Origin of the sequence: Streptomyces sp. H39-C1 (genome assembly GCF_027158125.1) — a bacterium.
Lineage (GTDB): Bacteria > Actinomycetota > Actinomycetes > Streptomycetales > Streptomycetaceae > Actinacidiphila > Actinacidiphila fildesensis.
Genome location: NZ_JAPVLS010000078.1, coordinates 41,161 through 47,160 on the forward strand (window position 1 = coordinate 41,161; position 6,000 = coordinate 47,160).

General features: G+C 63.5%; 8 protein-coding genes and 1 tRNA gene. 3 read left to right on the forward strand and 6 right to left on the reverse strand.

Features of this window, described 5'->3' with window-relative positions:
• Nucleotides 1–290: 290 nt before the first annotated feature.
• The 5 genes from O3W51_RS36580 to O3W51_RS36600 all read right to left on the reverse strand — a co-directional run bounded on the left by O3W51_RS36580 (nt 291) and on the right by O3W51_RS36600 (nt 3,227).
• Nucleotides 291–632: a phage terminase small subunit gene (locus O3W51_RS36580; RefSeq protein WP_269288443.1), complete on the reverse strand. Its 342-nt coding sequence runs from the start codon at nt 630–632 to the stop codon at nt 291–293.
• A gap of 115 nt (nt 633–747) precedes the next feature.
• Nucleotides 748–1,659, reverse strand: a complete 912-nt coding sequence (locus O3W51_RS36585) for a phage major capsid protein (protein ID WP_269288444.1) — start codon at nt 1,657–1,659, stop codon at nt 748–750.
• Between the two features lie 15 nt (nt 1,660–1,674).
• Nucleotides 1,675–2,046: a hypothetical protein gene (locus O3W51_RS36590; RefSeq protein ID WP_269288445.1), complete on the reverse strand. Its 372-nt coding sequence runs from the start codon at nt 2,044–2,046 to the stop codon at nt 1,675–1,677.
• Nucleotides 2,047–2,381: 335 nt separating this feature from the next.
• A complete protein-coding gene (locus tag O3W51_RS36595; protein ID WP_269288446.1) occupies nt 2,382–3,002 on the reverse strand; it encodes a hypothetical protein in 621 nt (206 codons plus the stop codon).
• Nucleotides 3,003–3,062: 60 nt separating this feature from the next.
• Nucleotides 3,063–3,227, reverse strand: coding sequence for a helix-turn-helix domain-containing protein (locus tag O3W51_RS36600; RefSeq protein WP_269288447.1), 165 nt, complete (start codon nt 3,225–3,227; stop codon nt 3,063–3,065).
• Between the two features lie 353 nt (nt 3,228–3,580).
• Between O3W51_RS36600 and O3W51_RS36605 the strand changes: the two genes are divergently transcribed.
• Nucleotides 3,581–3,955: a hypothetical protein gene (locus O3W51_RS36605; protein ID WP_269288448.1), complete on the forward strand. Its 375-nt coding sequence runs from the start codon at nt 3,581–3,583 to the stop codon at nt 3,953–3,955.
• A gap of 5 nt (nt 3,956–3,960) precedes the next feature.
• A complete protein-coding gene (locus tag O3W51_RS36610; RefSeq protein ID WP_269288449.1) occupies nt 3,961–5,232 on the forward strand; it encodes a tyrosine-type recombinase/integrase in 1,272 nt (423 codons plus the stop codon).
• Nucleotides 5,233–5,321: 89 nt separating this feature from the next.
• Here the strand turns inward: O3W51_RS36610 and O3W51_RS36615 are convergent.
• Nucleotides 5,322–5,409: transfer RNA gene (locus O3W51_RS36615), tRNA-Leu, on the reverse strand.
• A gap of 172 nt (nt 5,410–5,581) precedes the next feature.
• Here O3W51_RS36615 and O3W51_RS36620 point away from each other — a divergent pair.
• A partial coding sequence (locus O3W51_RS36620; protein ID WP_269288451.1) for a DUF2254 family protein occupies nt 5,582–6,000 on the forward strand: 419 nt, incomplete at its 3' end.

Below are 6,000 nucleotides of genomic sequence, written 5' to 3' on the forward strand. Positions count from 1 at the left end.
CGCATTAGAAAGAGAAAGGGACCCACCGGGGGTGCCGTATCTCGACCGCGTTTGCCAATCAAATCCCCAAGGGCCATCGGTTCACATCTAGCGACACGCAAAACATTGCTTAGGCTGGTGCCTGAAATCGTCATTCCAGGGCCGCACTTTCCCGGTCAGTTCCCATCCGGTGTGAACAGCGAACTCCTGGATACATCCCGAGCACTGAGGCTCACCCCAGGGACACTCATAACCAGCCCGGTGCACTCCGTCATGACTGCCTGCGGCCCCGGCCTTGACCGTTCGTCTGCTCACTCGTCCCCCTCGAAGGCCCAGCCCAGCCGCTTCATCCCGTCAGCGGTCAGCCCAAGCGATGTAGCCAACTGCCGATATTCGGTCAAGTGGTCGCGGGTGGCGTTTCCGTCCAGGATCTTGCCGTAATAAGTCAGCATGACTGCCACGGTCGGAACGTAGGACTCATCCCAGCGCGCCGCCTGCGGGCTGCTCCACCATTGCGACCATTGCTCATTCTCGGCGTCTGACCATTCCCTGACGGAGGGCAGATCTGGAACGGGTAGCCCGTGGTCGTTCGGCAGTACGTCGAGTCCCTTGTATCGCGAGTGCGGGGAGTTCGGGTTGCGCATCTTCGGCACGGGACCTCCTGTTTTCGTCACGCACGGTCGAAGGCCGGCGCGGGTTGTTGATCGACGGACAGTGAAAAGAAACGGGCCCCTGCCAGATGGGCAGGGGCCCGAACTAATCAACCGGTTAGGCAACGGGCCAGGTCACCGCAGCCTTGACAATGCCCTTGGTGGGCTTGCTCTCGTCAAAGGTGTTGTCCGGCTTCTGGGTGTCCAGTTCGGGGAAGCGGACGACCTTCCCGCCGTACAGGTGCAGAGTGTCGATGTAGTCGGCCCGGTACTTCTCCGACTGCCCCTGTCGAAAGCCACTGAACTGACTGGCATACGTCGCGAATTCAGAGTGACCCGCGACGATGTCCGCTCCAGCAGGCATGGCGGTGGTGGACAGGATCGTGAAGCCAGCGAGCCGCGCCACCACACCGTTTGCAGTGACGCCGCCCTCGCCGTAAGCCGCAGCGTTAGCCACCGAGGGGTGCTCGATCAGATACCGCTTCGCACGGGGCGAGACGACCGCGTAACGGCCTCCGGGGATGTCGTGGTCGTCCAGGGCCAGCATCATGTCCAGGATGCCGCTGTACAGCGCCTGCGGCGCCGTCGCGGTGGTAACGGCAATGTTGGGAAGGGCCGTTGCCCCGGCTGCGATCACGCCGCCCATGAAGACATCCGCCGCACGGGCAAGCGCTCGGATCATCTGCTGATTGATGGGAGAGTTCAACGCGCCCGCGCTCTGTAGACGCTCAGCGTCTTCTACCAGAACTTGCAGGTACTTGGCTTCGGTGATCTCAAGCTTCTGATCAACGGTTTCCGGCCGCTGGGCCGTCATCCCCTCAGGAAGTCTGTAGTCGCCCACCGAGGGGCGGGACAGCGAGTTGATATGGACCACATCGCCTCGGTCCCGAATATTACCTTCGTACTTCTTGTTGGACACAATCGGGGAAGCCCAGACCAGAAGCGGGTCAAACTGCGTGAGGAGGCTAGAATCCCAAACTTCAGGAACGAAGGAATGCGTCGAAGCATTCTGATAAGCCTTGACTGTCATAGGGGAACTCCTGGTTTATCGGTTGCGGGCGTCAAGAGAGACAGTGGGGTGGGAGTCCGTATAGCCACCTTGGCGGCCCAGGCCGATCCCCTGAAGGTACTGAGGTGGTTTCGCGGCCTTGAACGGTTCAAGGAGGTTCCCAATTGCCTCAGCTGACGGCTGGCCGTCATCACCGACAAGCTTGGACGCATCCAGGAAGTCAGTGAAACCGGCGGGCAGCTCCACTCCATTCCTGGCGGCCTGGAATCTCAGTTCGGCATGCGCCAGCTTCCCGGCATACTCCTGGGCTACCTGGGCGCGGATAGCTTCTACTGGGTCAGGTGCGGCCGGAACTACCTCGGCCGGCATGGCTACCGGAGCGTCTGGAATCTGTTCTGATTCGCTCATGGCAACATCTCCTCAGTGGTTGAGTAAGGGCTCTTCTAACTAACGGGCCGCTAAAGGCGGCCTCGTACCTCACAAGAGGACAACGTAAGAGAAAACACTGCCCCCCTACCCCCCACAGTGAACGATTCAGTGAGAGGCAAGGGAGGAGTGTCTTCTCTACGCTGTCCCCCTTCACAGGGAGGTATCCGCAGAGCCCCATGACGACTTGGGAACTGCCCGGCCCGTGGCCGTGCCAGAGGCACACCGCCGAGTGTGCATGGCCCGGAGGAATGACCCTCCACTGTTCTGAATTAATGCGACACGGCAAGAGGCCGCCCGGAAGCGGCCTCGCTCCGTCATGTCCCCGTAGTGTTGATCGGGCCCCACAGCTCCCGGTACCCGGTGAGATCCTGCTCCGCTATCCCCGCGAAGTCGTAGACCAAGTTCCTGTTCCGCCCCACCTGGACGCCCCCGTACCGCAGACGCCGCGTACGGGCCCTGGCAGGCTTCTGGTGCCCCTGGCAGTACCTGCGTGGGCGCCCGCGCTTTCTCGTACTCGGCGAGGCATGAAAGGGCTCACGGCATCCGGCCCATTGGCAGGAATCCGGTGGGTAGTTCCGGCGCTCCACCAGGAAGCCGGAACCGTACTGTGCTTCCGTTTCGGACAGCAGGGAGAGCAGTTCGGCGTACGGGTCCGGCTCTCCCGCGCCGGGTCGTTTCTGCATGTCGGATTGCACGTCACGGCGATGTGACTGCGGGTCGAAGGTCGGTAGTGCCGCCGCAATCGGAGCCCAACTCAAAGGAATCATCCCGGTGTGCGCCGCCGCTATCCGCTCGAACTCCGTCTCTTCGCGCTGCGGCCAGAAGCCCGGCCATGTCTCGCCGACCTCGGCACCGGCCGCTTCTAGCAGTGCATCAGCACGGCGCTCCAACTCGGTTTGTCCCCGCTCGCTCAACGGCGGAATGCTGGTGTTCATCCGTCCCCCAACAAACAAAAAGCCCCCGATAGCCTCGGGGGCGTCAATTCCTGCTGTCTTTCAATCCTGCTCGTCGAGCCACTTTTCTAGGTCGGTCGGGCGGCACCGGAGCGCCTGCCCCACCTTGCGGAACGGGATCTGCTCTCGCCGCCAGTTCCCGTACACCCAAGAACGGGGCTTGCCCAGGTAGGCAGCCACGTCTTCCACGGTCATGAGCTTGTTCAACGCGTCTCCCCGATGGCCGAGGGGCGGTTGCCGCCCGTTGCTGTCCGGCCCTACTACCAATTTAACTCACTCCGAACCTGTTGCGTCAGGTTCGGAGTAGTGATGGCTGCCACATGTCCGAACCTGTTGCCACTCGTTCGGATACTGCTAGGGTCGGGCACGTGAACACACCTACAGCACACACCACAGGCCATGACGGCTGGCAGCGCGACGGTAGTGAACTGGTCTGGCACCGCGCCTACGGGCCGTGGCTGGTCACTGCCCGATGCCCCGTCGGAGCCCCCTTCACGGGACCGTCTGAACTGTCTATCCGTCTCGCAGTCGGAGGGACCGAAGAGGAGGTCAACCGGGGCATGGAGGAGGCCCTAGAGACCGATGGCATCCCGTCATCCCTACTGCGGCAAATCCCGTTCGCCGAGATCAAGGCCGGAGCCCGCGCCGCACTCGCCGAACAGGAGGACCGGACGATGAACGAGCCCTACCCCGTTCCGGCCCGCTGCCGAACAGAGGAGGACTACACGCTGTTGGTGGCGGAGCTGCTCCGAATGCGCGCCACCGGCACTACCGCTCCTCAAGGCGAGCTGGCCGGCCGTTTGGGAATCGGCAAGGCAACCATGTCCGAGCGCATCAAACGATCTAAGGAACTCGGCCTGTGGGACGGCCAGCGGCTCACCAACAAGGCGTCAACGCTCCTTACCCAGTGGCACCAGGAACAGGAAGGTAAGTAACCCACGTGGCCAAGCGCGGTAACGGGCTCGGCGGGACTCCAGTGGAGATCCCCCGCAAGGGCCGACCCAACACCTGGGGCGTACGAACGCCCCTGCACCTCAACAAGGCGTCCGGCAAGCAAGAGCGCTACTGGATCGGACGCGAGTACCCCACCAAGACCGCCGCAGAAAAGGCGCTGCGGAAGTGGATTACGGACCACGAGACGGGCCAGGTCGCGGCCCGCTCTGACATGAAGCTGAGTGACTGGTTGGACAAGTGGTTGTCCAACCACCGAAAGGAGGGAACAACGATCGCCGGATACGAGACGAAGATCCGCCTGCACATCAAGCCGCACATCGGCGGCGTCAAGCTGTCCGAGGTTACGGACGACATCCTTGACGACCTGTACCGGTTGCTGGAAAGCGCCCCGTGCCCGACGAACAAGGGCAAGCCCCTGGGGGCCAAGTCTGTGCGGCACGTGCACAACATCCTGTCCGGCGCTTTCGGGGCCGCTGTGCCCAAGCTGATACCCACCAACCCGGCTACCACAGCACACCCGCCCACCCAGCGGCAGATACGGGCACAGGAAAGCAAATACCCGACCCTGGACGACGACCACACGGCCCGTTTCCTGGGCTCGGTGTGGGAGCCGTGCGGGAACCGGGCCTGCGATGGCGGGCTTACCCACCACTGCCTACGGGACGCCCCGCTGTGGACCGTGTACGCCGCGACCGGCGTGCGCCGCAGTGAGGCACTGGGTATGAAGTGGTCCCTGATCCACTGGGACACCGGAGCCATCGAACTGGGCTGGGTCGTGGTCGAGGAGGGCAACACCTACCGGCTCCGCAAGCTCACCAAGGACGGTGACGACAACGCACTGATCTACGTGGACCAGTCCGTGATGAACGTGCTCAAGCGGCAGAAGGAGCGCCAGGACGCGGAGCGCAAGCGGTTGGGCTCCGCCTGGACTGACCATGACCTCGTGTTCGCCCGTGACGGATTCAAGCTGTACCGGGGCGAGGCAGGCGGACCACAGGACCCCGAAAAGGTCTCGGCACGGTGGCGCACCCTGCGCACCCGGCTACACCTGCCGGAGGACTTTCGGATTCACGACTGGAGGCACAGCAAAGTCACGAACGATCTGGAAGCCGGGGAGAATCCCGTAGAGGTCTCAGCGAACGTGCGGCACCACTCGCCCGGTTACACCATGGCCCGATACGGCCACTCACGTAAGGACGGAGCGCGCCGACTGGCCGCCTCCGGAGCGGGCCGACTCGGCCTGTCTTCCCTGGTCTGACCTGGGGAAATCCCTGGGCTGTTGGTCACGTGGTTGGTCACGCCACAGCCTAGAAATGCAGAAAACCCCTGATCAACAGGGGTCTTAGCTGGTGTCCGAGGGGGGACTTGAACCCCCACGCCCGATAAAGGGCACTAGCACCTCAAGCTAGCGCGTCTGCCATTCCGCCACCCGGACAGGGTGTGTGCCGAGGTATCCCGCGGCGACATGGACAACGATACCAAGGAATCGGAGTGCTTCTCACCTGCATAAGACGCCGTCCTGGGCGCCGTGCCGGGGGCCGTGCGCGGGGGTGGGCGGGGTCCCGGGTTCGGGGGGTGGGAGGACGTAGGGTCCGGGTGTGAGCGATATGTCACCTACGGTTACGCACCGTGAGAGTCGCAGGCCACGGGCGCTGTCGCCGCTACGGGAGCATCTGCGGGACACGTTCTGGTTCGCGCCCGCCGTGGGGTTGGTCGGGGCGCTGGTGCTGGCGGGTGCGGTCGGGGAGCTGGACGCCTGGCTGATCGGGACGCTGCAGGACGAGGGCGACTACGAATCGGTCACGTCGTTGATCAAGATCGCGGAGGACGCGAAGTCGGTCGTGACGACGGTGGGCTCGGCGATGCTGACGTTCATCGGTGTCGTCTTCAGCATCTCGCTGGTCGCGCTGCAGATGGCGAGCAGCCAGTTCTCGCCGCGGGTGGTGCGGCTGTATGTGCGCAGCCGGATCACCAAGGGAACGTTCGCGGTCTTCCTCGCGACGTTCCTGTTCTCGCTGGCGGGCCA

Excerpts from the sequence above, each read along its gene's own strand:
- O3W51_RS36585 (WP_269288444.1), bottom strand. The coding sequence starts at position 1,659 with ATGACAGTCAAGGCTTATCAGAATGCTTCGACGCATTCCTTCGTTCCT.
- O3W51_RS36590 (WP_269288445.1), bottom strand. The coding sequence starts at position 2,046 with ATGAGCGAATCAGAACAGATTCCAGACGCTCCGGTAGCCATGCCGGCC.
- O3W51_RS36595 (WP_269288446.1), bottom strand. The coding sequence starts at position 3,002 with ATGAACACCAGCATTCCGCCGTTGAGCGAGCGGGGACAAACCGAGTTG.
- O3W51_RS36605 (WP_269288448.1), top strand. The coding sequence starts at position 3,581 with ATGGAGGAGGCCCTAGAGACCGATGGCATCCCGTCATCCCTACTGCGG.